General features: G+C 69.8%; 24 protein-coding genes. 5 read left to right on the top strand and 19 right to left on the bottom strand.

Annotated features, from left to right (window positions below; translation table 11 throughout):
• The 3 genes from plsX to QLQ86_RS14345 all read right to left on the bottom strand — a co-directional run.
• The coding region (gene plsX, locus QLQ86_RS14335; RefSeq protein ID WP_282817424.1) for a phosphate acyltransferase PlsX at nt 1-1,072 on the bottom strand (1,072 nt) is incomplete at its 3' end.
• Between the two features lie 37 nt (nt 1,073-1,109).
• Nucleotides 1,110-1,280, bottom strand: a complete 171-nt coding sequence (rpmF, locus tag QLQ86_RS14340; RefSeq protein WP_106229211.1) for a 50S ribosomal protein L32 — start codon at nt 1,278-1,280, stop codon at nt 1,110-1,112.
• 32 nt (nt 1,281-1,312) lie between these two features.
• A complete protein-coding gene (locus QLQ86_RS14345; RefSeq protein ID WP_282817425.1) occupies nt 1,313-1,840 on the bottom strand; it encodes a YceD family protein in 528 nt (175 codons plus the stop codon).
• 130 nt (nt 1,841-1,970) lie between these two features.
• Here QLQ86_RS14345 and QLQ86_RS14350 point away from each other — a divergent pair, with 130 nt between their 5' ends.
• Nucleotides 1,971-2,564, top strand: a complete 594-nt coding sequence (locus tag QLQ86_RS14350; protein WP_282817426.1) for a Maf family protein — start codon at nt 1,971-1,973, stop codon at nt 2,562-2,564.
• Between the two features lie 226 nt (nt 2,565-2,790).
• Here the strand turns inward: QLQ86_RS14350 and sppA are convergent, their stop codons facing one another.
• From sppA to QLQ86_RS14365, 3 genes are read right to left on the bottom strand one after another with little or no spacing between them, the layout of a single operon-like run.
• Entirely contained in the window at nt 2,791-3,876 is a 1,086-nt protein-coding gene (sppA, locus tag QLQ86_RS14355) for a signal peptide peptidase SppA (protein WP_282817427.1), read from the bottom strand.
• A gap of 22 nt (nt 3,877-3,898) precedes the next feature.
• Complete coding sequence (locus QLQ86_RS14360) at nt 3,899-4,549, bottom strand: HAD-IA family hydrolase (protein WP_282817428.1); 651 nt, start codon at nt 4,547-4,549, stop codon at nt 3,899-3,901.
• Nucleotides 4,550-4,561: 12 nt separating this feature from the next.
• On the bottom strand, nt 4,562-5,509 hold the full coding sequence (locus tag QLQ86_RS14365; RefSeq protein ID WP_282817429.1) for an RluA family pseudouridine synthase: 948 nt from the start codon (nt 5,507-5,509) through the stop codon (nt 4,562-4,564).
• Between the two features lie 562 nt (nt 5,510-6,071).
• On the opposite strand from QLQ86_RS14365, the gene rne reads away from it, so the two are divergent.
• Complete coding sequence (rne, locus tag QLQ86_RS14370; RefSeq protein WP_282817430.1) at nt 6,072-9,578, top strand: ribonuclease E; 3,507 nt, start codon at nt 6,072-6,074, stop codon at nt 9,576-9,578.
• Nucleotides 9,579-9,667: 89 nt separating this feature from the next.
• Here rne and murB read toward each other — a convergent pair whose 3' ends face one another.
• The 9 genes from murB to QLQ86_RS14415 are packed head-to-tail and all read right to left on the bottom strand — an operon-like array spanning nt 9,668 to nt 18,413.
• Nucleotides 9,668-10,684: a UDP-N-acetylmuramate dehydrogenase gene (murB, locus tag QLQ86_RS14375; protein ID WP_282817431.1), complete on the bottom strand. Its 1,017-nt coding sequence runs from the start codon at nt 10,682-10,684 to the stop codon at nt 9,668-9,670.
• A complete protein-coding gene (locus QLQ86_RS14380) occupies nt 10,681-11,157 on the bottom strand; it encodes a low molecular weight protein-tyrosine-phosphatase (RefSeq protein ID WP_282733852.1) in 477 nt (158 codons plus the stop codon). The genes murB and QLQ86_RS14380 overlap by 4 nt, the downstream gene beginning before the upstream one ends.
• Nucleotides 11,157-11,927, bottom strand: a complete 771-nt coding sequence (gene kdsB, locus QLQ86_RS14385) for a 3-deoxy-manno-octulosonate cytidylyltransferase (protein ID WP_282817432.1) — start codon at nt 11,925-11,927, stop codon at nt 11,157-11,159. Before kdsB ends, QLQ86_RS14380 begins: the two co-directional genes overlap by 1 nt.
• A gap of 9 nt (nt 11,928-11,936) precedes the next feature.
• The gene (locus QLQ86_RS14390; protein WP_282733850.1) at nt 11,937-12,146 is read right to left on the bottom strand and encodes a Trm112 family protein; all 210 of its coding nucleotides are present in this window, start codon (nt 12,144-12,146) and stop codon (nt 11,937-11,939) included.
• A 20-nt stretch (nt 12,147-12,166) separates the two neighbouring features.
• Nucleotides 12,167-13,204, bottom strand: coding sequence for a tetraacyldisaccharide 4'-kinase (gene lpxK / locus QLQ86_RS14395; protein ID WP_282817433.1), 1,038 nt, complete (start codon nt 13,202-13,204; stop codon nt 12,167-12,169).
• 3 nt (nt 13,205-13,207) lie between these two features.
• A complete protein-coding gene (gene msbA, locus QLQ86_RS14400) occupies nt 13,208-14,944 on the bottom strand; it encodes a lipid A export permease/ATP-binding protein MsbA (protein WP_282733854.1) in 1,737 nt (578 codons plus the stop codon).
• On the bottom strand, nt 14,944-15,366 hold the full coding sequence (locus tag QLQ86_RS14405) for an ExbD/TolR family protein (RefSeq protein ID WP_282733848.1): 423 nt from the start codon (nt 15,364-15,366) through the stop codon (nt 14,944-14,946). The genes msbA and QLQ86_RS14405 overlap by 1 nt, the downstream gene beginning before the upstream one ends.
• Complete coding sequence (locus tag QLQ86_RS14410) at nt 15,363-16,076, bottom strand: MotA/TolQ/ExbB proton channel family protein (protein WP_282817434.1); 714 nt, start codon at nt 16,074-16,076, stop codon at nt 15,363-15,365. Before QLQ86_RS14410 ends, QLQ86_RS14405 begins: the two co-directional genes overlap by 4 nt.
• Nucleotides 16,077-16,115: 39 nt before the next feature.
• The gene (locus QLQ86_RS14415) at nt 16,116-18,413 is read right to left on the bottom strand and encodes a DNA internalization-related competence protein ComEC/Rec2 (protein WP_282817435.1); all 2,298 of its coding nucleotides are present in this window, start codon (nt 18,411-18,413) and stop codon (nt 16,116-16,118) included.
• Nucleotides 18,414-18,544: 131 nt separating this feature from the next.
• On the opposite strand from QLQ86_RS14415, the gene QLQ86_RS14420 reads away from it, so the two are divergent.
• Nucleotides 18,545-19,087, top strand: a complete 543-nt coding sequence (locus QLQ86_RS14420; RefSeq protein WP_282817436.1) for a DUF2062 domain-containing protein — start codon at nt 18,545-18,547, stop codon at nt 19,085-19,087.
• Between the two features lie 59 nt (nt 19,088-19,146).
• Here QLQ86_RS14420 and QLQ86_RS14425 read toward each other — a convergent pair whose 3' ends face one another.
• On the bottom strand, nt 19,147-19,884 hold the full coding sequence (locus QLQ86_RS14425; protein ID WP_282817437.1) for an ABC transporter ATP-binding protein: 738 nt from the start codon (nt 19,882-19,884) through the stop codon (nt 19,147-19,149).
• Complete coding sequence (locus QLQ86_RS14430; RefSeq protein ID WP_282733843.1) at nt 19,877-21,118, bottom strand: lipoprotein-releasing ABC transporter permease subunit; 1,242 nt, start codon at nt 21,116-21,118, stop codon at nt 19,877-19,879. Before QLQ86_RS14430 ends, QLQ86_RS14425 begins: the two co-directional genes overlap by 8 nt.
• A gap of 152 nt (nt 21,119-21,270) precedes the next feature.
• On the opposite strand from QLQ86_RS14430, the gene QLQ86_RS14435 reads away from it, so the two are divergent.
• Both QLQ86_RS14435 and QLQ86_RS14440 read left to right on the top strand, forming a co-directional pair.
• Nucleotides 21,271-22,320: an agmatine deiminase family protein gene (locus tag QLQ86_RS14435; protein WP_282817438.1), complete on the top strand. Its 1,050-nt coding sequence runs from the start codon at nt 21,271-21,273 to the stop codon at nt 22,318-22,320.
• A gap of 17 nt (nt 22,321-22,337) precedes the next feature.
• Entirely contained in the window at nt 22,338-23,240 is a 903-nt protein-coding gene (locus tag QLQ86_RS14440; RefSeq protein WP_282817439.1) for a carbon-nitrogen hydrolase, read from the top strand.
• A gap of 193 nt (nt 23,241-23,433) precedes the next feature.
• Here QLQ86_RS14440 and QLQ86_RS14445 read toward each other — a convergent pair whose 3' ends face one another.
• Both QLQ86_RS14445 and argJ read right to left on the bottom strand, forming a co-directional pair.
• Nucleotides 23,434-24,381 (bottom strand): Nudix family hydrolase, encoded by a 948-nt coding sequence (locus QLQ86_RS14445; RefSeq protein WP_282817440.1) that lies wholly within the window; start codon nt 24,379-24,381, stop codon nt 23,434-23,436.
• Between the two features lie 84 nt (nt 24,382-24,465).
• The gene (argJ, locus tag QLQ86_RS14450) at nt 24,466-25,695 is read right to left on the bottom strand and encodes a bifunctional glutamate N-acetyltransferase/amino-acid acetyltransferase ArgJ (RefSeq protein WP_282817441.1); all 1,230 of its coding nucleotides are present in this window, start codon (nt 25,693-25,695) and stop codon (nt 24,466-24,468) included.
• Between the last annotated feature and the right edge of the window lie 20 nt (nt 25,696-25,715).

A 25,715-nucleotide genomic window follows, 5' to 3' on the forward strand; every position in this document is an offset into this window, starting at 1 on the left:
CCGGCCCGTCGGGCCTGGGTCCACTCTCGGTTCGGCCGAGGACGGCCGAATCGACAGGGGACCGGTGGTGGTCCAGTTCCGCGGCCAGCCGACTCGGGAGGTCGCGCCTCACCTCGTTCACCGCCCGCTGCACCGCATAGCGAAAGCCCGTGGCATCGGCGCTGCCATGGCTCTTGATCACGATCCCGGCCAGCCCCAGCAGGCTGGCGCCATTGTAGCGCACGGGATCGAGCTCGCCCTTGAGTCGACGCAGCGCCGGACGGGCGAGCAGCCCCACCACCCGGCTGCTCCAGTGGGCCTCGAAGGTCGCCTGGACTCGCTCGACCAGCAGCCTCGCCAGGCCCTCGCTGGCCTTGAGCACGGCGTTGCCGACGAAGCCGTCGCAGACCACCACGTCGGCGGCACCGCTGAAGATCCCGTCGCCCTCCACGTACCCCAAGTAGGCGATGTCGGGATGACGGCGCAGCCAGGCATCGGCATCGCGAACGCTGCGCGTGCCCTTGGTACCCTCGACACCGACATTGAGCAGCGCCACCCGCGGTGCCTCGAGGCCATCCACATGGCGCGCCATCACCTCCCCCATCAGGGCGAAGTCGACCAGGCGCTCGGCACTGGCCTCCACGTTGGCGCCCAGGTCGAGCAGGTAGCAGCGACCCAGATCACGCGTGGGAATGGCGGTGCTGATGGCCGGACGTGGAATCCCCGCCACCGTACCCAGGGCACGCCGGGCCAGCGCCATCAGGGCGCCGGTGTTGCCGGCGCTGACCCCGGCCACGGCGTCGCCACCGGCAACGCAGTCGAGCATCCGCGCCATGCTGGTATCGCCGCCGTGACGCAGCGCCTCGCTGGGTCGCTGGGACTGCTGGACGACCGCCGGGGCATCGCCGACCCGCAGACGCGACGCCGCCGCGGCAAGCTGCCGCGGCAGGCAAGCTATCTCGCCCTCAAGCAGCTCGGCGGGGCCGAACAGCCAGAGCTCGAGATCGGGGTCGGCACGGACGGCCGCGGCGGAGCCCAAGACGGCCGGACGGGGACCGAGGTCCCCGCCCATCGCATCGATGGCGATCCGCACGTCAACGGCCAGCCATTACCATCCGTGTGCCGTCGCGTCAGGCGTCGACGACCTTGCGGCCACGGTAGAAGCCGTCCGGCGACACATGGTGGCGCAGGTGGGTGGTGCCGGTCTCCTTGTCCTGGGACAGGGCCGGAGCGGTGAGAGCGTCGTGGCTACGACGCATGCCGCGCTTGGAACGGGTCTTGCGGTTCTGTTGAACTGCCATGGGTTGTCACTCCAGAGTGAAACGAGGATGTATCAGGGTTTGCCCTTGATCTGCCGCAGCACATCGAAAGGGCTCGCCGGGGCGCTGGCCGAGTCGTCGGTCGCCTCCCCGCTGTTCAGCTGGTCGCGCGAGACCGGACACTCGGCCTCGTCGTGGTAAACCACCTGGGGCAGGCTGAGGATGAGCTCATCCTCGACCACCGCCAGCAGGTTCAGCTGTTCGTTTTCCACCAGCACCGGCTCGTGGGTGCTCGGCAGCTCCGCGGCCAGGGCGTCACTGGTGACCATTCCCAGCCGGAATGCGCTCTCGACCTGTTGCGCCATGGGCTCGAGGCAGCGCCGGCACGGCAGCTGCAGCTCGGCCTTCAGATGGCCACGGATCTCCCGTCGACCCTGGGGATCGATGGCAAAATCCAGCCATACCTGGGCATCACCGGATTGGACGCCGATTTCCTCGGCGAGTCGCGCCATCTCGGCGAGCGCCACCAGGCCTTCCAGGTGTTCGGCACGGGCCGCGAGCTTGTAGGGCTCGACCCTGCCGGGGAGTCTTGAGGTCAACATAGGCGCGCAATGATAGGCACTCCCCCTGCCCCTGTCAAAGCCGCCATCGTCCCGGGTTACCATGGTGGCGAGGCGCCAGGACCGGCGCCGCCGACTCGCCGTTTCCCTCGACCCATTCCGGAGAATGCCCATGCCCCGTCTGATCCTTGCCTCGGGCTCGCGCTGGCGCCGTCAGCTGCTTGACCGCCTGGAGATCCCTTATGCCTGGGAGAGCTCCGACATCGACGAGACGCCTCGCCCGGGCGAGGCGCCCGAGGCCCTGGTCCACCGCCTGGCGCTGACCAAGGCCGAGCGGCTGGCCGACCGCTGGCCTGAGCACCTGATCGTCGGCTCCGACCAGGTGGCACTGTTCGACGGCGAGATCCTCGGCAAGCCCGGTGACGCGGCCACGGCCCGCGCCACCCTGGCCCGCTTCTCCGGCCACCGCGTGCGCTTCCTTACCGGCCTGGCGCTGCTCGACACCGGGCAAGGCTGCCACCGGGTCTGTCACGAGACCTATGACGTGGTGTTCCGCCACCTGAGCGAGGGCGAGATCGCTCACTACGTGGAGAGGGAAAAGCCCCTGGACAGCGCCGGCAGCTTTCGCATGGAGGGGCTGGGCATCGCCCTGTTCGAGAAGTTCGAGGGGGATGACCCGAACACCCTGATCGGCCTTCCGCTGATCCGGCTCTGCGAGCTGCTGCGCGACGCCGGGCTGGACCCTCTCGGACCCAACACTCAGTAAGCCGGCGCCGCTACAGAGAGCGGCGCCGGGGGCAGGTCGTAGAGGGGGTCCTATGCCAGGGGTGAGGAGCATTGCTCCGAACGGGCTGGCCAAGGATGGCCAGCACCGGCCCTGCAAGCGGAGCGGGACGCGAGAGCGAAGCAGCGCATGGTAGCGCCCAGGGAGGGGTTCACAGCGCCCCCTCGCAGAGCTGTCGCCGGGAAAGCCGCGAGCTATGAAGGAGGCGCTAGTAGACCTGATAGCGCACCGGCGACTCGCCCCTCGGCAGGCCCAGCCACTCCATGGCCACCCGGCCGAACTGGCGGGAGATTCGCTCGAAGGGGTCGAGACGCGGGGTGTAGTCGCGCAGTCGTGCCTCGCCGAGTCGGGCGCGGGCCACGCCGTCGATGCTGTCGAGCCCGTCCACCAGCCCCAGCTCGAGGGCCTGTTCGCCACTCCAGATCAGCCCGCTGAACAGTCGCTCGTCGTCGGCCAGTCGACCGCCACGCCCCTCGCGCACGTCCTCGATGAACTGACGATGGGTGGTGGTCAGCACCTCCTGCCAGAACGCCCGCTGCGATGGGGCGATCTCCGAGAAGGGGTCGAGGAACGCCTTGTTCTCGCCGGCCGCGAAGACACGACGCTCGACGCCCAGGCGCCCGATGGCCTCCTCGAAGCCGAAACCGGCGTGGATGACCCCGATCGATCCCACCAGGCTGGCCGGCGCGGCGATGATCTCGTCGGCCGCCGCAGCCACGTAGTAGGCACCACTGGCCCCGATGTCCTCGATCACCGCCAGAACCGGCTTGTCGCCGGACTCGCGCAACCGCATCACCGCCTCGAAGATGCGCTGTGACTGCACGGGGCTGCCGCCGGGGCTGTCGATATGCAGCACCACCGCCTCGACCCCATCCGCCCTCCAGGCCCGTTCCAGGCCCTCGATGATGCGCTCGGCGCTGGCTGGCGAATCGCTGTCGATCACCCCCTTGACCTCGACGACACCGAGATGGGGCTGGGCAGGCGCCCCGGCACCCGGGGCACCGAAGATGCCGTAGAGGGCGGTGGAGAGCGAGGCCAGGATCAGCAGCAAGAAAAAGAAGCGGAAGAACAGCTTCCAGCGCCGGGAGCGCCGCTGCTCCACCAGCACCCCGCCGATCCAGCGATCCATCATCTCCAGCTGGGCCAGGCGCTGGCGCTCGCGAAGCGTCTCGGCGTCCTCGGCGGGCGGCGGCGCTGCATCGCCCCGTGGCGCCTCGCGCTCGCGGCGCGCCTGTTCCGGGGTCAGCTCCGGTCCGCTGGTCCAGCGATCGTCGCGCTTGTCGTCATCACTCATGGTCGTCCTGTCCCTTGGTCAGCTAGCCGTGCAGCCAGTCGAAGAGGTCGGGCACCGCCTCGGCGGTGAACACCGGCCGGCTGGCAGAAAGGCGTGCCGGGGCATGCACGCCCCAGGTCACCGCCACCCGATCCATGCCCAGTGCCCGGGCCATCTCGAGGTCGTATTCGGTATCGCCGATCATCACCGCCTCGCCGACCTCGACATCGAGCTCGACGAGGAGCTCCTCGAGCATCCGGGGGTGCGGCTTCGAGCGCGTCTCGTCGGCGGTTCGGCTGGCATGGAACCAGCCACCGCTGTCGCTCTCGCGGAAGATGCGGTCCAGGCCGCGGCGGCTCTTCCCGGTGGCCACGGCCAGGCGCTGGTCCGCCCTGCCCCGCAGCCGGGCCAGGCCGGCCTCGACCCCATGATAGAAGCGCATGGGGCCGGTATCGTCCTCGACGAAATGGTAGGCATAGCGTGCCCTCAGCAGCTCGGCACGCTCGCCGTCGATGCCGGGGCAGAGGGTGGCGATGGCTTCGGGCAACCCCAGGCCGATGATGTTGCGAATCGCTCCCGCCTCCATCTCACCCCAGCCGGCCTCCCGGGAGGCCGCCTGCATGCTGGAGACGATCCGTTCGATGGAGTCCATCAGGGTGCCATCCCAGTCGAAGATGGCCAGTCGATAGCGCATGAAGCCTCCGTGTCAGCGTGACTGGCGAGTGCGGTCAAGCACCGCCTCGAGCTCACTGGGCAATGGCGCCTTGATCTTCACCGGCCGGCCGCTGCTGGGCTCGGGGAAGGTCAGGGACGCGGCGTGCAGGAAGAGTCGCGACAGGCCCAGTGTGGCGGAGAGCCTCTGGCTCTCGCGGCTGCCGTACTTGTCGTCGCCGAGCAGCGGATGGCCGGCATGGGCCGCATGCACGCGGATCTGGTGGGTCCGCCCGGTGACCGGCTCGGCCTCGACCAGGGTGACCTTCTCGAAGGCCTCGCGCACTGCGAAGCGCGTCCGGGCCACCTTGCCGGCCGCATCGACCCGCACCCGTCGCTCGCCGTTGGCGAGCTCGAAGCGGTCGAGCCGGGCGCTGACGAAGTCGCGTCGCGCCGGCCAGCGCCCGGCCACCAGCGCCAGGTACTTCTTGTCCATCTGGCGCTCCTTGAGCGAGGCATTGAGCGCCAGCAGCGCCGGGCGCGACTTGGCCAGCAGCAGGCAGCCCGAGGTGTCGCGATCCAGGCGGTGGACCAGTTCCAGGAAGTCGAGGTCCTCGCGCACCTGGCGCAACGCCTCGATCAGGCCGATCTTCACCCCGCTGCCGCCATGCACGGCGAGCCCCGAGGGCTTGTTGATCACCAGCCAGTCGCGCCCCTCCAGCAGCACGCTGCCGGCGAGCAGGTTGCGCAGGTTGTCGCTGACCTCGCGGACCGCCTCGCGGGGCGTGAGGCGCAGCGGGGGGATCCGCACCATGTCGCCCAGCGCCAGGCGGGTGTCGGCCTTGACCCGCTTCTTGTTCACCCGCACCTCGCCCTTGCGCACGATGCGGTAGATGAGGGCCCGGGGCGCCCCCTTCATGCGCGTCAACAGGAAGTTGTCGACCCGCTGGCCGACCTGGCCCTCGGTCACTTCCACCCACTGCACGTCGCGCCCTTCGGCCATGCCGCCACTCCACTGGATACCTGCTTGAAAGGCGCATTCTACCGCAGTGCAGACCATCCTGCGCCAATTGCTGGCCACCCCCTTTGCTGTTATATTGCCAACTCGCTTCACTGGGTCGTCACGACCCGCCAGAGCGCCTGCACGACAGACACGCAGGCCGGAGCGAAAGATCAGGCCGCGACGATCCTCGCCAATCCGGGGTCCCGCCGCCGACAAGCAAGCGATACAACGCCACGCCCGGCTTCGGTCGCGCTCCCTGCAGCACGACCGGAGATCACGGGATACGTACAACAACGTGCCGGAGGCCGGCGTTGGCGAATCGATGAATGCCAGGTGTTGGCGGTGACCGCAGGGCCGGATGGGCGACGTCCCACCGAGACATGTCCTGCCTCCGCCCCGTACTCAACATGATCATGCCGTGTCGGATCCATCGTGCAAGGATGACCCGAACGGCCGGGCGCACTACCGCATCCGCGACATGCGCTGAGCACAAGCACGCAGCAACCAGCGGTTCGCCTCCGTCGTTGACCGCCGTCCGGCGCGTCTCTACTTGCGAGACGACATGAAACGGATGCTCATCAATGCGACCCAGCCCGAAGAGCTGCGGGTCGCGCTGGTCGATGGACAACGCCTCTACGACCTGGACATCGAGTCCGGTGCCCGGGAACAGAAGAAAGCCAACATCTACCGCGGCAAGATCACCCGGGTGGAACCCTCCCTCGAAGCCGCCTTCGTCGACTTCGGTGCCGACCGCCACGGCTTCCTGCCCCTCAAGGAGGTGTCCCGCGACTACTTCCTGAAGGAACCCTCGGGCCGCCCCAGCATCAAGGAAGTGCTCAAGGAGGGCCAGGAAGTCATCGTCCAGGTGGACAAGGAGGAGCGCGGCAACAAGGGCGCGGCCCTGACCACCTTCATCAGCCTGGCCGGTCGCTTCCTGGTGCTGATGCCCAACAACCCCCGGGCCGGCGGCATCTCGCGACGCATCGAGGGCGAGGAGCGCAGCCAGCTCAAGGAGGCCATGAGCCAGCTGACCGTGCCCGACAAGATGGGCCTGATCGTGCGCACGGCCGGCATCGGCCGCTCCCCCGAGGAACTGCAGTGGGACCTGGACTACCTGGTGCAGGTCTGGGAGTCGATCACCGAAGAGGCCGGCAAGCGCCCGGCACCCTTCCTGATCTACCGCGAATCCAACGTCATCATCCGCGCCATGCGCGACTACCTGCGCCAGGACATCGGCGAGGTGCTGATCGACAGCGAGCAGGTCCACCAGGAGGCCCTGGCCTTCATCCGCCAGGTGATGCCCTCCTACCAGCAGAAGATCAAGCTCTACGTCGACGAGGTCCCGCTCTTCTCGCGCTTCCAGATCGAGTCGCAGATCGAGACCGCCTACGAGCGCGAGGTCAAGCTGCCCTCAGGCGGCTCCATCGTCATCGACCATACCGAGGCGCTGGTCTCCATCGACATCAACTCGGCGCGCGCCACCCGCGGCAGCGACATCGAGGAGACCGCACTGCAGACCAACCTGGAGGCGGCCGACGAGATCGCCCGCCAGCTGCGCCTGCGCGACATCGGCGGCCTGGTGGTGATCGACTTCATCGACATGAGCCCGGCGCGCAATCAGCGCGAGGTCGAGAATCGCATGCGCGACGCGCTCAAGCTCGACCGCGCCCGGGTGCAGATCGGTCGCATCTCGCGTTTCGGCCTGATGGAGATGTCCCGCCAGCGTCTGCGCCCCTCGCTGGGCGAGACCAGCGGCGTGGTCTGCCCGCGATGCGACGGCCAGGGCACGATCCGTGACGTGCGCTCCATCTCGCTCTCCATCATGCGCCTCATCGAGGAAGAGGCGATGAAGGAGCGCAGTGCCCAGATCCGCGCCATCCTGCCGGTGCCGGTGGCCACCTACCTGCTCAACGAGAAGCGCGCCGTGCTGGCCGAGATCGAACGGCGCCAGGGCGTACGCGTGGTGATGCTGCCCAATCCGGACATGGACACGCCCCACTACGACGTCCAGCGCCTGCGCGACGACCATGTGGACGAGGAAGGTGCCACCACCCTGTCCAGCTTCGAGCTCTCCACCGACACCGAGGTCGGCAAGGAGCCGGAGGCCGCCTTCGGCAAGCCGGTCCAGCGCGCCGAGGCCGCCGTGAAGACGGTGATCCACCACGAACCGGCGCCCGCGTCCCTGCAGGAGGAGGAGGCCCCGGCCCCGGTACCGCCCAAGGCAGCGGCCAGGGCGCCGGCTGCCCCGCCCGTCGTCGAACCCCAGGCCGGGGTGCTGGGTCGCCTGGTCAAGGGCCTGGCCAAGCTGCTCGGCAGCGACGAGGCACCTGCCGGGACCGAGCCGAAGCCGTCCGCCCGCTCAGGCGAGTCGCGCGGCGAGCCGGGTTCGCGCAAGCCCGCCCAGCGGGATGACGAGCGCGGTGGCCGCAACGGCCGCCAGCGTCGCCCGCGCAGCGAGGAGCGTCGCAGCGCGCCACGCCAGGAAGGCGAGCGTGGCGAGGGCAAGGCGGAAGGCAGCGAAAACCGTGACAATCGCGGCAGCCGCGGCGGCCGTGGACGCGGCGGTCGCCCCGACGAGGGTCGCCAGGCGCGCCAGCAGGAGGCGCCGAAGGCTCGCGATGACAAGCCCCGCGATGACAGGTCCCGTGACCAGAAACCCCGCGACGAGAAGCCCCGCGACGACGCACGCCGCCAGAAAGGCAGCGACAAGCCGGCCGAGACGCCGAGCGAAAAGCGTGCCGAGAAGCCGGCAGAGGCGGAGGCCCCGGTGGATGACGGCAAGCCCAAGCGCACTCGCAACAACCCGCGCCAACGCACGCGCAAGCACGCCATCAACCCCAAGGCGGAGGCCGAGCAGCAGCGCCTGCAGGCCGAAACCGCCGCGGCCATGCCGGTAGAGACGACAGACGCCCCCCAGGTCGAGTCGCCCAAGGGCGAGGCCAAGCCAGCGGAGAGACGCACCGAGCCGAAGGCAGAGGCGCCCAAGCCTGAGCAGAAGTCGGACGAGAAGCTTGCCGAAGCATCGAAGGCCGAGCCCACGCCGGATGAGGCCAAGGCCGAGCAGAAGCCAGCCGACGCAAAGGCCGAGTCAGACGCGGCGAAGCAGCCAAGCGGCCAGGCGGCCAAGGCCGAACCCAAGCCGGATGCGCACAAGGCGGAGCAGAAGCCCGTCGAGAAGGCTGCGGCAGCGAGGACCGACACCGCGGCAGCCAAGCAGCCAGGCGGCCAGGCGGCCAAGCCCGAGCAGAAACCTGCCGAAGCGAAGGCCGAGTCCGAGCCCAAAGCAGAGGCGCCGAAGGCGGAGCAGAAGCCGACCGAGAATCCTGCCAAGGCCGAGGCACCGAAGGCCGAGCAGAAGCCTGCCGAAGCGAAGACCGACACCGCGGCAGCCAAGCAGCCAAGCGGCCAGGCGGCCAAGCGCGAGCAGAAACCTGCCGAAGCGAAGGCCGAGTCCGAGCCCAAAGCAGAGACGACGAAGGCGAAGCAGAAGCCCGCCGAGAAGTCTCGCGAAGCCAAGGCCGAGCAGAAGCCGGCCGAAGCGAAGGCCGAGTCCGAGCCGAAAGCAGAGACGCCGAAGGCGGAGCAGAAGCCCGCCGAGAAAGCTGCCGAAGCGAAGACCGACAGCGAGGCAGCCAAGCAGCCAAGCGGCCAGGCGGCCAAGCCGGTGGATAAACCGGCCGAAGCGAAGGCCGAGGCCACGTCGGATGTGTCAAGGGCTGAGCAGAAGCCGGCAGAGGCAAAGGCCGAAGCCCAGCCGGATGCGCCGAAGGCCGAGCAGAAGCCGGCAGAGGCAAAGGCCGAAGCCCAGCCGGATGCGCCGAAGGCCGAGCAGAAGCCCGCCGAAACCGAGCCGGATGCGCCGAACGCGGAGCAGAAAGCTGCCGAGGCAAAGGCCGAGCCCAAGTCCGAGGCGCCGAAGGCCGAGCAGAAGCCCGCCGAGGCCAAGGCCAAAGAGGCGCCGGCGGAGAGCCGCGCCAGCCGCCGTCGTCGTCGCCGCGCTCACAATGACCCGCGGGAGATCCGCCGTCGTGAGCAGGAGGCCAAGGCCCAGGAGGGCAAGCAGGGCTGAGGCCCCGCTTTTCCCCCTGCACAACCGACAGCGCCCGCAGCCATGGCTGCGGGCGCTGTCGTTTCAGGGGCGGGAAGACGCGGGCTGTGTCACGCCGGCGCGGCCAGACGCGGCTCGCGCTCCAGCATCACGCCGAAGCGCTCGCACACGGCCTCGGCCACCCGCCCGGCGAAGTCGAGCAACTCCACCGCACTGCCGCCACCGAAGTGCACCAGCACCAGCGCCTGGCGCTCATGTACGCCGAAATGCCCCTGACGCCAGCCCTTGAGGCCGCACTGGTCGATCAGCCAGCCGGCCGCCAGCTTGACCCGCCCATCGGGCTGGGGGAAATGCGGCATCGTCGGATGGTCGTCCACCAGCCGCCGGGCCAGGTCGGCCGCCACCACGGGATTCTTGAAGAAACTGCCGGCATTGCCCAGCACGGCCGGGTCGGGCAGCTTCTCGCGACGTATCGCGCAGACCGCCTCGGCCACGTCCCGCGCCGAGGGGGCGGCACCGACCCGGCCGGACAGGTCCCCGTAGCCGAGCCGGGGGCTCGGCGTCCGCGACAGGCGCAGCACCAGCCGGGTGATCACGACCCGCCCGTCCAGCGCACCCTTGAAGATGCTGTCGCGATAGCCGAAGGCGCACTCCGCCGGCGAGAGCACCGCTTCATGACCGTCGTCGAGATGGATCAGGTGCACCGCCTCGATGACATCGCTCAGTTCCACGCCGTAGGCGCCGATGTTCTGGATCGGCGCGGCCCCGCAGTCCCCGGGAATCAATGCCAGGTTCTCGATTCCCCAGAGCCCCCTGCCGGCCAGCGCCATGACCAGCTCGTGCCACACTACCGCCGCCTCGGCGTGGACGAGGACCTCCCTCCCCTGCTCCTCCAGCCACCACGACTGCATGGCGGGATGGACCACCAGGCCCGGGAGCCATGCCGGCAGGATCAGGTTGCTGCCGCCCCCCAGCAGGGTCAGCGGCCAGCCCGCGCGATGAACCAGGTCCAGCGCCTCGCGCAGCTCGTCGAGGCCGGCCGGCGCCACGAAGCGCTCCGCCTGGCAGGGCAGGCCCAGGGTATTGTCCCGGGAGAGGTCGTGGGGGGCCCGGAGCGCCAGGCTCAAGGCCCCGGCTCCAGGTGCGCCTCGACCTCCTCGAGCAGGCCCCGGGAGGCCACCTCGATCAGGTCCAGCACCTCGTCGAAGCCCCGGTCACCGCCGAAGTAGGGGTCGGGCACGGCGCGGTCAGGGTCTCCGGCATACTCGAGGAACAGCCGTGCCGGCACCCGGCTGTGGGGCGGCCGTCGCGCCTCGATGGCCTCGAGGTTGTCATGGTCCATGGCCAGCAGCACGTCGAAGCGGTCGAAGTCGTCGGCGGCGAGCTGCCGGGCGCGCAGCCCGGAGAGGTCGACCCCCCGGCGGGCGGCGGCCTCCTGGGCGCGGGGGTCTGGCGCCTTGCCCACGTGCCAGGGACCGATGCCGCAGGAGTCCACCTCCACCCGGTGGGACAGGCCGCGTGCCTCGAGCAGGCGACGGAACACGCCCTCGGCGGTGGGCGAGCGGCAGATATTGCCGAGACAGACGAAGAGCACGCGCATCAATGACCTCCCGACTGCTGCATCAGCTCGCGGACCCGCGCCAGGTCCTCCTCGGTGTCCACGCCCGCAGGGTGCGGGACCCGGGCCAGGGCCACCTGGATGGCATGGCCATGGTGCAGGGCACGCAGCTGCTCGAGCTGCTCCAGGCGCTCCAGCGGCGAGGGGGCCCAGTCGCGGTACTCGGCGAGAAAGCCCGCCCGGTAGGCATAGAGGCCGATGTGTCGCAGCCAGGCATCGGTCTCCAGCAGCTCGGGGCGGGCGGCGAAGGCGTCCCTGTCCCAGGGGATGGGCGCCCGCGAGAAGTAGAGGGCCCGTCCGGAGAGCGCACGCACCACCTTGACCGCATTGGGATTGAAGAGCGTCTCGACGTCGCTGATCGGTTCGGCCAGGGTGGCGATGGAAGCATCCGGGTCGTCGAAGAGCCGCACCGCCACCTGGTCGATGAGCAGCGGCGGGATCAGCGGCTCGTCGCCCTGCACATTGACCAGTACCGCATCATCGGCCAGGCCCAGTCGCTCGGCCACCTCGGCCAGGCGGTCGGTTCCCGACGGATGGTCGTCGGCGGTCAGCAGCACCTCGGCACCGCAGGGTGCCAGCGCCTCGGCGACGCGCCGATCATCGGTGGCCACCACCACCCGGGCGGCAGCGCTTTCCCGTGCCCGTCGCCAGACATGGGCCACCATGGGCTCGCCCGCGATCTCGGCCAGCGGCTTGCCGGGCAGCCGCGAGGAGGCGAAGCGCGCCGGGATGACGGCGATGAACTCCTGCATGGGACCTCCTCAGGACTCGCCGGTGCGCCCGGGAGAGTCGTGCAGCTTCTCGTCGACGTCCATCGCGCGGGCCTCCTCGGGCAGCATCACCGGGATGCCGTCGCGAATCGGGTAGGCGAGGCCATCGTATCGACACGCCAGCTCGGCGGCCTCGCGGTTGTACTTCAGCTTGCCCTTGCACAGTGGGCAAACCAGCATCGCCAGCAGTTCCTTGTCCATGACTCCCCCTCGGATGGGTTTCAGGTGGCGACCCGGGATGCACGCCGCGCCGCCTGGGTTGAGAGTGACACCAGCCGCGCCTGCAGCCAGTCGATGAAGGCGGCGTCGGGCCGGGCCTCCACCTCGAGCACCCAGCTGTCGACGGGCGCCAGCTCGCGACACTTGACCGCGTCCTTGGCCGTCATCACCACCGGCCGACGGTCGGCGAAGGCCAGGTCGGCCGCCGTGAAGCGATGGTGGTCGGCGAAGGCGTGGGGGATCGGCTCCACGCCCAGCGTCTCCAGGGTGGCGAAGAAGCGCGCCGGGTGACCGATCCCGGCCAGGGCATGCACCGGTCCGGCGAAGGGTGGCGGTGAGGGCGCCACTCGCGCGCCGTCGCCGAGGCGACGCCAGGCCGACGGCACCAGCGCCATGCCATGGGCCCCGGGCGGCGGCTCGAAGGCCGGCTCGCCGTTGATCACCACGGCATCCACCCGGTCGAGCCGCGTCAATGGCTCGCGCAGCGGCCCCGCCGGCAGGCAACGCCCGTTGCCGAAGCCGCGACGGCCATCCACGACCACGAGCTCCAGGTCACGGCCCAGCGCCAGGTGCTGAAGGCCATCATCGCCGATCAGGATATCGCACCCCGCCGCCAGCAGTCGCCTAGCGCCCCGTGCACGATCGGGGTCGACCACCACCGGCACCCCCGTCTGGTCCGCCAGCATGCGAGGCTCGTCCCCGCAGGCCGTGACCGGCGTGTCGGCGTCCAGCAGCAGCGGATAGCGCTCGCTGCGACCGCCATAACCCCGTGAGAGGATGCCGGGCGACCAGCCCCGCTCGGCGAGAAAGCGCGCCAGCCAGGCCACCAGCGGCGACTTGCCGGTGCCGCCCAGGGTGATGTTGCCGACCACGATCACCGGCACCGGCGCCTGCCAGATGGCCCGCCTGCCCGCCGCAAAGGCCGCGGCGCGACGCCGCACGGCCAGGCGATAGAGGGCTTCCAATGGCCGGAGGGCGACCAGCCAGGCATCGCCCCGATAGGCTGCCGCCAGCCAGCGCTCGCCGAGACGGCCCGCCATGGGTCAGGCCGGCTCCTGGAACTGCAGGCGATGCAGGGCCGCATAGGCCCCGTCTCGGTCGAGCAGCTCGGCATGGCTGCCCTGCTCGACGACCTCGCCCTGCTCGAGCACCAGGATGCGGTCGGCGCGCTCGATGGTCGAGAGGCGGTGGGCGATGACGAAGGTGGTGCGACCCCGGCAGACCTCCTCCAGAGCGGCCTGAATATGGCGTTCCGACTCGGTATCCAGCGCCGAGGTCGCCTCGTCGAGCACCAGCAGCGGCGCATCCTTGAAGATCGCCCGTGCGATGGCCAGGCGCTGGCGCTGGCCGCCGGAGAGCATCACGCCGTTCTCGCCGACCACGGCGTCATAGCCCCCCGGCATGCGCTCGATGAACTCGTGGGCATGGGCGGCCCGTGCGGCGGCCTCGATCGCCGCCGGGTCGGGATCGTCGATCCCGTAGGCGATGTTGTCGGCGATGCTGGCATTGAACAGGGTGACCTGCTGGGAGACCAGGGCGATCTGGCGACGCAGCGGCTGAAGGCGGAACTCCTCCAGGGGCACCTCATCGATCAGGATGCGCCCCGCCGTCGGGCGGTAGAAGCGCGGCAAGAGGCCCACCAGGGTCGACTTGCCACTGCCGGAGCGGCCGACGATGGCGACCATCTCGCCGGGCGCCACCTCCAGGTCGATGCCCTTGAGCACCTCGGGCTGGTCCTCGCCGTAGGCGAAGCGCACCCCCTCGAGGCGGACGCGGCCGGCGAGGCGACCGGGATCACGGGTGCCCTCGTCACGCTCCGGGGGCTCCTCGAGCAGGCCGAAGAGCTCGCCGGCGGCGGCGATGCCCTTCTGGATCTCGCTGTTGATCTCGGTGAGCTGGCGTACCGGCTTGGCCATCAGCGCGGCGGCGGTGACGAAGCCCACGAACTCGCCGGGGGTCATGGCGTCCATCAGGGTCGGCGACATGGCCAGCCACACCAGTACCGCCAGCGATAGCGCCACCAGCAGCTGGATCACCGGGGTACTGGTGGCCTTGGTCAACGCCTCCTTCATGCTCTGGCGTCGGTTGACCTCGCTGGCCTCGGCGAAGCGCGCCTTCTCGTAGGCCTCGGCCCCGTGGGTACGCACCACCCGGTAGCCGGAGAGCGCCTCGGAGGCCACATGGGTGACGTCGCCCATCGAGCGCTGTATACGCCGCGAGATGCGCCGGAAGCGCTTGCTGGCGTAGCTGACCACACCGCCGATCAGCGGCGTAACGGCCAGGAACAGCAGGGTCAGCATCCAGTTGGTCCACAGCAGGTAGATCACCAGGCCGATCACGAAGAGCCCCTCGCGCAGCAGGATGGTGACCGCCTTGGTGGCGGCCCCGGTGACCTGCTCGACATGGTAGGTGACCCGCGAGATCAGGTGACCCGTGGAGTGGCCATCGAAGAAGCGTCCCGGCAGGTGCAGCATGTGGTTGAAGACGTCACAGCGCAGGGCGTGCACCAGGTTGCGCGCCACGCTGCTCATGAAGTAGGTGCCGAGGAAGGTGCCGAGACCGCGAGCCGCGAACATGCCCACCACGAACAGCGGCAGGAAGAGCCGAAAGGCGGCATCGGGGTTCTGGATGCCGTCGATGAGCCGCTTCATCATCTCCGCCAGGGCGGTGCTCGAGGCGGCATAGATGACATAGCCGAGGATCGCCAGGGCGAAGGCCCGCCAGTAGGGCTTCACGTAGCCCAGCAGGCGCTTGTAGAGGGTCCAGCCGGAATGTTCGATCACGGTGTCTCCGGTTCAGGGGGTGATGCCGCGGCGGTCGCGATGCGTACGCGGCGGATCTCCAGGCCGGCGGCACGGTCCAGGGCACGCACCACGTCGGCGTGGGCGGCACGCCCGTCGGCCTCCACCACCAGGCCAAACTCGCGGGCCTGCTCGGCCTCGGCGGCCAGGGCCTCGCCCAGCGTCGCGGCGGTATGGACCCGCTCGCCCAGCCGGTATTCGCCCGCGGCGGTGACCACCAGGGTCACCGGCGATGCCTCCATGTCCTGGCCACTCTCGCTCTCGGGAAGTTCGAGTTCCAGTGCCTGGCGGGTCTCGAAGGTGGTCGAGACCATGAAGAAGATCAGCAGCAGGAAGACCACGTCGATCAGCGGGGTCAGGTTGACCTCCACCGGGTCGCGTCGCCGCCGGGGGAACCTCACGGCTGCTTCACCCTCGGGGCGATGCGACCATCGGCCTCCAGTTCGTCGTCGCCGCGCTGGCCCGGCCGGGACTCGTCGGCGTGCCGCTCGGCCAGTACCAGCTCGCCCGGATAGTGGGCGAGGTACTCGACCACCTGGCCGGCCTGCTCCTCCATGCGCACCGTGATGTCCTCGACCCGGCGCTGGAAGTAGCGATGGAACATCAGCGACGGGATCGCCACGGTGAGGCCTGCCGCCGTGGTGACCAGGGCGCGGGAGATGCCGCCGGCCAGATCGGCGGTGCGACTGGCCCCGTCGCCGGTGACGATCACCGCGAAGACCTCGATCATGCCGACCACGGTGCCCAACAGCCCGATCAGTGGCGTGATGGCGGCGATGGTGCCCAGGGGGCTCAGGAAGCGCTCCATGTCGTGTATCACGGCGGTGGCCGCCTCCTGGAGCCGCGCACGCACCTGCTCGTGGCCGAGCCGGGCATTGCGGAGCCCGGCGGCCAGCACGCCGCCCAGCGGGGAGTGTCCCTCCAGCCAGTAGAGGTTGACCTGTCCCCGTGCCACCAACTGACAGACCTCCTGTCCCAGGCCGTAGGGCGCGATGCGCCGCGCCCTCAGGGTCCACAGGCGCTCGATGATGATCACCGTGGCCACAAGCGAGCAGCCCAGCAGCGGTACCATCAACCAGCCGCCGGCGATCAGGGCATCCATCATGTCCATGCCGTTCCCCTTCGAGATGGCCGGCCGCGAGGCCGGGAGTCAGTGAGGCGATTCTAACGCAAGGCAGCCAGCTCCGACACCGCCGTGCCGCCAGGCGGCCGGCCGCTCGGAGCGGACTCCGCGGCGGGCGGCCTCGCCGAGCCAGAAGGTCACGGCACCATCCCGGGCGGTGCTCCAAAGGCAGCTGCCGGCCTCCCGAAAGCGACGCACGACGCGGCCGGTCGGGTGGCCGAAGGGGTTGTCTCGCGCCGCACTGAAAACCACATGGCGCGGCGCCAGACGCCGCACCAGCAGCATGCCGGAACTGGTGGCACTCCCGTGGTGCCCTGCCACCAGCAGGGTCACCCCCGGGGGAAGCTCGGCGAGGAAACGCCGCTCGGCATCTCGCCCCACATCCCCGGTAATCAGCAGGTGGTGCTCGCCGACAATCGCCAGCAGCACGCAGGAGCGGTCGTTGGACGAGAGTTCGCCGCTCTCGGCCGGTGGCCAGAGAATACGGAAGATCACGCCATCGCGCCGCCACTCCCGTCCGGCCGTGCAGGACTCGGCCGGTACCTCCAGGGCCTCGCCGGGGGGTGCCAGGAAGCGCGCCACCCGGTGCTGCTCGCGCAGGGCCGGCAGGCCGCCGACATGATCCTGGTCGGCATGGCTGATGAGGACGTCATCAAAGCGCTGTCCCGGCGGCCACAGGGTGGCGAGCGGCATGAAACCGGAACCGAAGCGCGGCCCGGTGTCATAGAGCGCGCGATAGCCGGCGGTGCGCAGCTCGACCAGTTGGCCCTGACCCACGTCATGGACCCGGACCCGCAGCAGTCCCTCGGCGGTGACCGGGGACGAGGAGGAGAGGCCGAGCGGCACCAGCAGCAGCAAGGCCGTGCCGACCAGTCGCAGGCGCGGGATCAGGCCGGGCAGTGCCCACAGCAGGGCGGCGAGACCCAGGGCCAGCCCCAGCGGGACGACCCGCGACGGCTCCGGTAGCCAGAGGGGCAGCCAGCGGGCGGCCTGGTCCAGCAGGAATACCAGCCCATCGACCAGCAGGCCGAACAGGGCCCAGCACAGGGCCGAGAGCGGCGGCAGCCAGGCCGTCAGCCAGCCGAGCAGCCCCAGGGGCACCAGCAGGCTGCTGACCAGGGGCACGGCGACCAGGTTGACCAGCGGGGCCGCCGGGGCCAGGCGATCGAAGGCCAGCAGCACCGCCGCCGCCATCAGCGGGGCCAGCAGCAGCTGGGAGCGGACCAGCGCCCGGAGCCAGCCGCTCACCCCGCGCGGGCGCGCCCTCCCCTGCCAGACCAGGATCAGCAGCGCCACGGCGACGAATGACAGCCAGAGGCCGGGACGCCAGGCCGACAGGGGGTCGGCCAGCAATACCAGCGCCAGGGCCAGCCACCAGGCCTGCCAGGTGCCGGGCGAATGACGTCCGCTGGCCACCCACAGCCCCACCAGGGTCATGAGCATGGCGCGCAGTGCGGGGGGCTCCAGGCCGGCCAGGCCGGCATATCCCACCGCCGCGGTACCCGCCATCCACCAGGGCAAGACCGCCAGGCGCCATGCCCCGGGGGTGACCAGGCGGGCCACCCCCCTTGCCAGCCACAGGGCGAAGGCCGCCACCAGCCCCACGTGCAGCCCGGAGATCACCATCAGGTGGGTGGTGCCGGTGGCGTTCAGCAGGTCCCAGTCCTCCGGCCCCAGCCGCTCGCTCACCCCCAGGGTCAGGGCCGCCAGCCAGCGTCGATGACGGGCCGCCAGCTGCTGCTCATCGAGGTGGCCCAGTGCCAGCCGGCGCAGCGAGAAGGGCGCGGTGGCCAGGCGGCGAGGGGGTGGGTCGCGGCGTACATAACCGTTGGCCTGGATGCCTTCCCGCCACAGCCAGCCGCGGTAGTCGAAGGTCCCGGGGTTGGCGAAGCCTGCCGGCGGACGCAGGCGAACCGTCAGCCGCCAATGCTCGCCGGGCACCATGGCCGGGGCATCGAAGAAGGAGAGCCGGACCCGCGCGAGGCCGCGGCAATCGGGCAATGTCTCTGCCAGGGGGCGACACTCGGTGACCTCCAGCGTCAGCCGCGCCAGCCGCTCGTCCCTGGCCACCGAGACCAGGGGCCCCTCGAGCCGCAGGTCCTGACGGGTCAGCCCGGGGGCGAGCTCGCCGCCACGCACCATGAGCAACTGGACTGCGACCAGGGCCGCGACCACCAGGGCCATCGCGAGACGCACATGACGCCCGGCCAGGACGACCAGCAGGCCTAACGCCAGGACCTCGATGGCCCCCGGCACGGCGAGATGGCTCCCCAGCACGCCGGCCATCACGGCGAGTGCCAGGGGAATGGCCAGGCCCAGCTGCATGGCATCGTCCCTGAACGGCAAGCAAGGCGACCCGCCCGCCCCGCAGCGGCGTCACGTTGAGGGGCATCATGGCGGGGCACGCGACTCGTATGCATAATAGCCCGGGTTTGGAAGCCGCGAGCCCCTCGTCAATGCCGCGCCGACTGCTGCAGCGCTACCTGCCCCACCCCGATGCCCTCAGGCGCCGGCGCTCCCTGCGCGTCGTCAGCCACCTGATTGGCAATCCTTCGCTGTGGGTGCTGACGCGACGCAGCGTGGCCAATGCCTTTTCCGTGGGGCTGTTCAGCGCCCTGCTGCCGATTCCCTTCCAGATGCTGGTGGCCGCCTTCGGCTCCTGGCTGGTTCGCTGCAACCTGCCGCTCTCCATCGGCCTGGTGTGGATCACCAACCCCCTGACGATGCCGCTGATCTTCTACGGCAACTACCGCCTCGGCGCCTGGCTGCTGGACATGCCGGTGCGCCAGGCGCCGGACCGACTCTCCACCCGCTGGATCGCCGACCAGCTGGTGGAGATCCTGCCGACGCTGGCCCTGGGGTCGCTGGTCGCGGCCGTGGCAATCGCCGCACTGGCCAACCTGGCGATCCGCCTGGTATGGCGCTGGCAGGTCTCGCGCAGCTGGAAGGCACGCGCACGTCGACGCCGGCGACAACGGAGCGCCGGCCGGGAGGAGTGAGGCCGCCATGGCGGCGGCCGCTATCATGGGGCCGGTTGCCCCTCATGAGCCGCGCCGTCTCAGTCGCTCTCCGCCTGCTCGACGAGGCGTCCACCGTCGAGTCGAAGGACGCGGTCCTGATGGGCGGCGAGCGCTAGGTCGTGGGTGACGATCACGAAGGCGCAGGCAGCGCTGCTCGCCAGCTCGTCCATCAGCGCCAGGATACTCGCCGCCGTGGTCTGGTCGAGGTTGCCGGTGGGCTCGTCCATCAGCACCAGGCTGGGGTCGGTGACCAGCGCCCGGGCAATGGCCACCCGCTGGCGCTCCCCCCCCGAGAGCTCGCCCGGCTTGTGATCGGCCCGCTGGGCCATCCCGACCCTTGCCAGCAGCTGGCGGGCCCGCTCCTCGGCCACCCGCTTTCGCTGGCCGCGCACGATCAGCGGCAGGGCGGCATTCTCCAGGGCGGTGAACTCCGCCAGCAGGTGGTGGAACTGGTAGACGAAGCCGATGTGGCGGTTGCGGAAGCGCCCCAGGTCGGCGTCATTGAGTGTCAGCAGCGACTCGCCGGCGATGCGCACCTCACCCCGACTCGGGCGATCCAGCCCGCCCAGCAGGTTGAGCAGCGTGGTCTTGCCGGAGCCGGAGCTGCCGACCACGGCGACCCGCTCGCCGGCCAGTACCTGCATCGCCAGGCCATCCAGCACGGTGAGGTCCCGCGGTCCCTCGCGATAGACCCGGGTCAGGTCACGGCATTCGAGCATCACCTGTCCCGCATGGGTGGGCGTGCCGGCGTCTGGGGGCATGGCCGTCTCACTCATAGCGAAGCACCTCGGCAGGCTGCACCCGGGCGGCGCGCCAGGCCGGGTACAGGGTGGAGAGGAAGGTCAGCACGAAGGCCGCGGACACGATGTTGGCCACATCGCTCCAGATCAGGCGCGACGGCAGGTTGCTGATGAAATAGACCCCAGCATCGAGGAAGTGGATGCCGAAGGCACCCTCCACCCAGGCGATGAGATCCGACACCGTCCAGGCCATCAGCACGCCTAGGATGACCCCCACCAGGATGCCGATCACGCCGATCGCCAGCCCCTGGACGATGAAGATTCCCATGATCGAGCGCGGCGTGGCACCGATGGTGCGCAGGATGGCGATATCGGCCCGCTTGTCGGTCACCACCATCACCAGGGTAGAGACGATATTGAAGGCCGCCACGGCGATGATCACCGTCAGCAGCAGCGCGATCATGCGCTTCTCCATCTGGATCGCCTGGAAGAGGTTGCCATGCGAGTAGGTCCAGTCGAGCCCCCGGTAGCCGGACCCCAGCTCATCGATGATCGCCCGGGTCTCGCTGCCCGCGGCGAAGAGGTCGTCCAGTTCGAGGCGCAGGCCGCCGACCGCATCGCCCAGCCGTGCCAGGGTCTGCATGTCGTCGATGTGGGCATAGGCCAGGGAGGCATCAAGGTCCGCCCCGACGCTGAAGATACCGCTCACGGTGAAGCGCTTGAGCCGCGGGAAGACGCCGGCCGGGGTGATCGAGGCCTCGGGCACCAGCAGCGTCACTCGGTCGCCCACCCCAACGCCCAGGCGGCGCGCCAGGATCGAGCCGAGCACGATGTTCCACTCGCCGGGCGTGAGGTCGTCCAGGCTACCGTGGCGCATGTTCTCGTCGATGATCGACACCCGACTCTCCCACTCGGGTTCGATGCCGTTGACCATGGCGCCCTCGTTGCGCCCGCCCACCGAGAACATGCCCTGCTGCTCGACATAGGGCGCCGCGCCGATCACCCGCTCGCGCTCCATGAGGCGCTCCGCCAGCGGCTGCCAGTCGGTGAGCCCACCCGGCGCCTCGATCTTGGCGTGGGGCACCATGCCCAGCACCCGGGTGCGCAGCTCGTGGTCGAAGCCGTTCATCACCGACAATACCAGGATGAGCACCGCGACCCCCAGCATGAGGCCCAGCATGGACGTGAGCGAGATGAAGGAGATGAAGTGGTTGCGTCGCTTGGCGCGCACGTAGCGCAGCCCGATCAGGAAGGGTAGACGGTCGAACATGGGAACATTCCTTGTCGGCGGGCGCCCATGGTACGGTTTTTTGGCCTTTTCTGCATCGCCGGCACGATCCGTTTGCGCGATCATTGCATCATTGCCGGCGGCGGCCTACATTGCGCCGGCACGACCCGAGACGATCTGCACGAGACCCGCCCATGGCCCATCGCCTGCTCCCCGAATGGCATCCTCAGGATGCCGTGCAACTCACCTGGCCCAGTCCCGACAGTGACTGGGCCCCGCTGCTCGAACGCATCGAGGCGACGATGGAGGCCATGGTGGTCGCCATCACGCGCTACCAGGCCGTGCTGGTCGCCGTGCCGGATGCCGCGACCCGCAGCCATCTGGCCCACCGCTTCGCCTGCCTCGGCGTCGAGGCCGCCCGCCTGAGGCTGGTGGTCGCTGCCGCCGACGACACCTGGGCCCGCGATCACGGCCCCCTCGGTATGGCACGTGACGGCGAGCCGCTCCTGCTCGACTACGTCTTCACGGGCTGGGGCGGCAAGTTCGACGCCACCCGCGACAACACCCTGACGCGCCGCCTGGCGGACGTCGGTACCTTCTCCTGCCCGGTGGAATCCCGCGACCTGGTGCTCGAGGGTGGCGCCATCGAGACCGATGGCGAGGGCACCCTGCTGACCACCGAGGCCTGCCTGCTCAACCCCAACCGCAATCCCGGTCTCGACAGGACGGCCATCGAGGCGCGCCTGAAGGCGGAGCTCGGGGTCACGCGAGTGCTGTGGCTGGCCAATGGCCACCTGGACGGTGACGATACCGACAGCCATGTGGACACCCTGGTGCGCTTCTGCGACCCGGCCACGCTGGCCTACGTCAGGTGCGACGACCCGGCCGACCCCCACTACCCGGCACTGGCCGCCATGGAGGCCGAGCTGCGCGCCCTACGGCGCGCAGACGGCGAGCCCTACCGGCTGATTCCCCTGCCCTGGCCGCGGGCCTGTCATGACCCGGTGGATGGCCACCGACTGCCGGCAACCTATGCCAACTTCCTGATCATCAACGGCGCCGTGCTGGTCCCGGCCTATGGCGACGGTGCCGACAACCGGGCCCTGGCCGCCCTGGGCGAGGCCTTTCCCGGCCGCGACATCATCCCCATCGACTGCCTGAGCGTGATCCGCCAGCATGGCAGCCTGCACTGCCTGACCATGCAGCTGCCCCAGGGCAGCCTGGCCGACACGCCCCGGCCCTGACCCACAAGGAGAGCCCCATGTCCCGCACGCTGAAGGTGGGCCTGGTCCAGCAGCCCGCCTGGCCCGGCAAGGCCAGGAGTCTCGCCGAGAGCGAGGCCGGCATCCGCGAACTGGCCACTGCCGGCGCCCAGCTGGTGATGCTCCAGGAACTGCATGCCACCCACTACTTCTGCCAGACCGAGGAGACCGAGGTCTTCGACCTGGCCGAGGCCCTCGACGGGCCGACCGGCACGCGGCTGGCGACCCTGGCGAAGGAACTCGACATCGTGCTGGTGGGCTCGCTGTTCGAACGCCGCGCGCCTGGCCTCTACCACAATACCGCGGTGGTCTACGACCGTGACCGCGGCCGCGTGGGCCACTACCGCAAGATGCACATCCCCGACGACCCGGGCTTCTATGAGAAGTTCTACTTCACCCCCGGCGACCAGGACGACGGTCGCGGCCAGGGCTTCCAGCCGATCGACACCTCCCTGGGACGCCTGGGCGTGCTGGTGTGCTGGGACCAGTGGTACCCGGAAGCGGCGCGGCTGATGGCCCTGGCCGGCGCGGAACTGCTGCTCTACCCCACCGCCATCGGCTGGCATCCGCCGGACGACACTCCGGAGAAGCGGCGACAGAAGGAGGCCTGGACCCTGATCCAGCGCAGCCATGGCGTGGCCAATGGCCTGCCGGTGATCGTCGCCAACCGGGTCGGCCACGAGCCAGACCCTTCGGGGGCAACGCCGGGCATCGACTTCTGGGGGGGCAGCTTCATCTGCGGCCCCCAGGGCGAGCTGCTCGCCCATGCCGGCCAGGAGGCGGAACGGATGCTGGTGACACTGGACATGACGCGCAGCGAGGAAGTGCGGCGCATCTGGCCCTACCTCCGTGACCGCCGCATCGACGCCTATGGCGACCTGACACGGCGCTACCGGGACTGAGGCCGCCAAGCCGCCAAGCCGCCAAGCCGCCAAGCCGCCAAGCCGCCAAGCCGCCAAGCCGCCAAGCCGCCAAGCCGCCAAGCCGCCAAAGTGTGGGACGCTGACACGTCAAGGCAAACCCCGAGGCAACGGCCTCGGGGTTTGCTTGTAGCTCGGCGCTTGTAGCTCGGCGCTTGTAGCTCGGCGCGTTTGGCTACTTCCAGAAATCGCGGATCGAGGCGATGCCCTGGGCCCCCACGGCGCGGGCATGGTGCGCATCGAATCGCGTCATGCCGCCCAGGGCGAAGACCGGCATGCCGGCGTGCTCGACCAGCTGCTGGAAATCATGCCATCCGATCGGTGCCACATCCGGATGGGAGGGCGTGGTACGCAGCGGCGAGAGGGTCACGAAGTCACAGCCGATGCGGCGCGCCTGGTCCAGCTGCCGACGATCATGGGTCGAGGCGGAGAGCCATGTGCCTTCGGGCAGCGGGCGCCGCTCCAGGCTCATCAGACGGTCGCTGGTCAGGTGGATGCCGTCGGCGGCCACGGCCTCCAGCAGCGATGGCTCGCCATTGAGCACCAGGCGGGCGCCCCGCTCACGGCACAACGCCAGGGCCTGCTCGGCACGCTTCAGGTAGTCCGGCTCACTCAGCGACTTGGCGCGCAGCTGAACCAGGCGCACGCCGTCCTCGTCGAGGGCACGGGACAAGCGCTCCGTGAAGCGCTCCTCGTCGACCTCCTCCCCGGTGATCAGGTACTCGGTGGGCAGCATGACCGCCCGCAGGATCGGCAGATTGGCCGCCGGGAAGGGGTAGTGCACCAGTTCGGTCATGGGCACCCAGCGCACCGCCTGCCCCTCGCGACCGAACGGCTCGCCGGCGAAGTCATGGACCTGCCACACATCCAGCAGGATGTGCTTGTCGGAATATTCGTGGTGGATGCGGATCAGCGGCTGTGCCCGCCGGATCTCGACGCCGAGCTCCTCGTGGAGCTCGCGTTTCAGCGCCTCGAGGCCGGTCTCGTAGGGTGCCAGCTTGCCGCCGGGAAACTCCCATAGCCCGCCATGATCGACGTTGGAGGGGCGACGGGCGAGGAGCACCTCACTGCCGTCGGCACTGATGATGGCGGCCGCCGCCACATGCACCCTTCTCTTCACCATTGCGTTCATTGACTCCTACCCGCTGGTCCACGCGGCCTTGCCGCCGCGCGGGGTTGCTGTCAGGCTGCCGACCGTCCCCGACGGTCAGCTGCGATAGTCGGCATTGATGGTCACGTAGTCATGGGACAGGTCCGAGGTCCACACCGTGGCGCTCTGCTCACCGCGTCCCAGGGCGATTCGGATGACGATCTCCTCGCGGGCCATCACTGCGCTGCCGGCCTCCTCGGTATACCCCCGGGCCCGTCCACCACGCTCGACCAGGCGCACCTCGCCCAGGTCGATGGTGACCCGGTCCACGTCGAACTCCTCGACGGGCGCACGCCCCATCGCGGCCAGGATCCGGCCCCAGTTGGCATCGGAGGCATAGAGGGCCGTCTTGACCAGCGGCGAGTGGGCCACGGTGAAGGCCACGTCCAGGGCCTCGCGACGGCTGCGTGCCTCGTCGACCTGCAGGGTGACGAACTTGGTCGCCCCCTCGCCATCGCGGATCACCGCCTGGGCCAGTTCGGTCATCACCCGCTGCAGGCCATTGCGGAAGATGGTCAGGGCCGCTTCATCGACCACTGCGGCGCCTCGCCCGGTGCTGATCAGCATGCAGGCATCGTTGGTCGAGGTATCGCTGTCGACGGTGATGCAGTTGAAGGAGCGCTCCACCGCCTCGCGCAGCAGCTGGTCGAGCAGCACCGGCTCCAGCGCCGCATCGGTGGCCACGAAGGCCAGCATGGTGGCCATGTCGGGACGGATCATCCCCGATCCCTTGGCGATGCCGTTGATGGTCACCGTCTCGTTGCCCAGCGCCAGGGTCACGCTGGCGCCCTTGGCGCGGGTGTCGGTGGTCAGGATCCCCTCGCCGGCCTCTCGCCAGGCGGCGGCGCCGTCATCGAGAGCCCGCATAGCCGCGGGCAGGCCCGCCAGCAGGCGCTCCATGGGCAGCGGTTCCCCGATCACCCCGGTGGAGAACGGCAGCACGCTCTGCTCGCCCACCCCGGCCAGCCGTGCCAGCTCGGCACAGGTGGCACGGGCATCTCGCAGGCCCGTCTCGCCGGTACCGGCATTGGCATTGCCGGTGTTGATCACCAGGTACCGCACCCCTTCCCCGCGCGCCGTGCAGGCGGCCAAGTGCTCACGGGCCACCGTCACCGGCGCCGCACAGAAGGCATTGCGGGTAAAGGCCCCGGCCACCCTGGCCCCCTCGGGGATCTCGATCACCACCAGGTCACGGCGGTCGGGCTTCTTGATCCCGGCCATGGCGGTGCCCAGCCGCAGCCCCTCGATCACCGGCATCGCCGGAAAGCGTGTCTCGCCCACTGCCATCGTCTCGTCTCCTGTCCTGG

Source organism: Halomonas rhizosphaerae (genome assembly GCF_030012485.1).
GTDB lineage: Bacteria > Pseudomonadota > Gammaproteobacteria > Pseudomonadales > Halomonadaceae > Halomonas > Halomonas rhizosphaerae.

Coding starts and splice junctions, on each gene's coding strand:
- rne (WP_282817430.1), top strand. CDS start 6,072: ATGAAACGGATGCTCATCAATGCGACCCAGCCCGAAGAGCTGCGGGTC.
- QLQ86_RS14410 (WP_282817434.1), bottom strand. CDS start 16,076: ATGGACATGATGGATGCCCTGATCGCCGGCGGCTGGTTGATGGTACCG.
- QLQ86_RS14445 (WP_282817440.1), bottom strand. CDS start 24,381: ATGGTGAAGAGAAGGGTGCATGTGGCGGCGGCCGCCATCATCAGTGCC.
- QLQ86_RS14390 (WP_282733850.1), bottom strand. CDS start 12,146: ATGGACAAGGAACTGCTGGCGATGCTGGTTTGCCCACTGTGCAAGGGC.
- QLQ86_RS14435 (WP_282817438.1), top strand. CDS start 21,271: ATGGCCCATCGCCTGCTCCCCGAATGGCATCCTCAGGATGCCGTGCAA.
- QLQ86_RS14350 (WP_282817426.1), top strand. CDS start 1,971: ATGCCCCGTCTGATCCTTGCCTCGGGCTCGCGCTGGCGCCGTCAGCTG.
- QLQ86_RS14440 (WP_282817439.1), top strand. CDS start 22,338: ATGTCCCGCACGCTGAAGGTGGGCCTGGTCCAGCAGCCCGCCTGGCCC.
- rpmF (WP_106229211.1), bottom strand. CDS start 1,280: ATGGCAGTTCAACAGAACCGCAAGACCCGTTCCAAGCGCGGCATGCGT.
- QLQ86_RS14360 (WP_282817428.1), bottom strand. CDS start 4,549: ATGCGCTATCGACTGGCCATCTTCGACTGGGATGGCACCCTGATGGAC.
- QLQ86_RS14365 (WP_282817429.1), bottom strand. CDS start 5,509: ATGGCCGAAGGGCGCGACGTGCAGTGGGTGGAAGTGACCGAGGGCCAG.
- kdsB (WP_282817432.1), bottom strand. CDS start 11,927: ATGCAGGAGTTCATCGCCGTCATCCCGGCGCGCTTCGCCTCCTCGCGG.
- QLQ86_RS14430 (WP_282733843.1), bottom strand. CDS start 21,118: ATGTTCGACCGTCTACCCTTCCTGATCGGGCTGCGCTACGTGCGCGCC.
- argJ (WP_282817441.1), bottom strand. CDS start 25,695: ATGGCAGTGGGCGAGACACGCTTTCCGGCGATGCCGGTGATCGAGGGG.
- QLQ86_RS14380 (WP_282733852.1), bottom strand. CDS start 11,157: ATGCGCGTGCTCTTCGTCTGTCTCGGCAATATCTGCCGCTCGCCCACC.
- QLQ86_RS14345 (WP_282817425.1), bottom strand. CDS start 1,840: ATGTTGACCTCAAGACTCCCCGGCAGGGTCGAGCCCTACAAGCTCGCG.
- QLQ86_RS14420 (WP_282817436.1), top strand. CDS start 18,545: ATGCCGCGCCGACTGCTGCAGCGCTACCTGCCCCACCCCGATGCCCTC.
- lpxK (WP_282817433.1), bottom strand. CDS start 13,204: ATGGCGGGCCGTCTCGGCGAGCGCTGGCTGGCGGCAGCCTATCGGGGC.
- QLQ86_RS14425 (WP_282817437.1), bottom strand. CDS start 19,884: ATGAGTGAGACGGCCATGCCCCCAGACGCCGGCACGCCCACCCATGCG.
- QLQ86_RS14415 (WP_282817435.1), bottom strand. CDS start 18,413: ATGCAGCTGGGCCTGGCCATTCCCCTGGCACTCGCCGTGATGGCCGGC.
- sppA (WP_282817427.1), bottom strand. CDS start 3,876: ATGAGTGATGACGACAAGCGCGACGATCGCTGGACCAGCGGACCGGAG.